At 48.9% G+C, this 517-nt stretch carries 1 protein-coding gene; it reads left to right on the forward strand.

The genetic code is table 11. The features are described 5' to 3' along the window. Window positions 1-517 (forward strand): aminopeptidase P family N-terminal domain-containing protein (locus R7190_RS30795; protein WP_318138332.1); only part of this gene is annotated, 517 nt, incomplete at both ends.

Below are 517 nucleotides of genomic sequence, written 5' to 3' on the forward strand. Positions count from 1 at the left end.
AAATGGCTCAATGAAAACCATGCGGACTGTTTATTGGTTTCAACCCTTGACGATGTGATGTGGACACTGAATATTCGTGGCGGTGACACGCTTTACTGCCCGGTTTCAGAATCCTACCTTATTGTCGAGCGAGACCGCGCGACGGCGTTCATCGATAAACAAAAGTTACCAGCCGAGATAGAGAAGAAGCTGACTGCGCAAGGTGTGAGCGTTCGTCACTACGAGTACGTCAGCCAGTATTTGAATCAGCAATGTGAAGGCTTGTCGCTTGCTTTTAGCCCAGTTTATACCGACAGCTTGCTGGTTAACTCCATTGAGCAGAACCTCTCATTAAAGCCAATGGCTTGCCCCGTCACCGACATGAAAGCCACCAAAAATCAGACCGAGTTAGCCAATCTCGAACAGTCATTGACGGACGATGGTGTGGCTGTCGTGAAGTTCATGAGCTGGTTAGAAGACCAAGTCCCAAGCGGGCTTGTTACTGAGCTGTCAGCCGAGGCTCAATTGAAAAGCTATC

Source organism: Vibrio sp. 1078-1 (genome assembly GCF_033340475.1).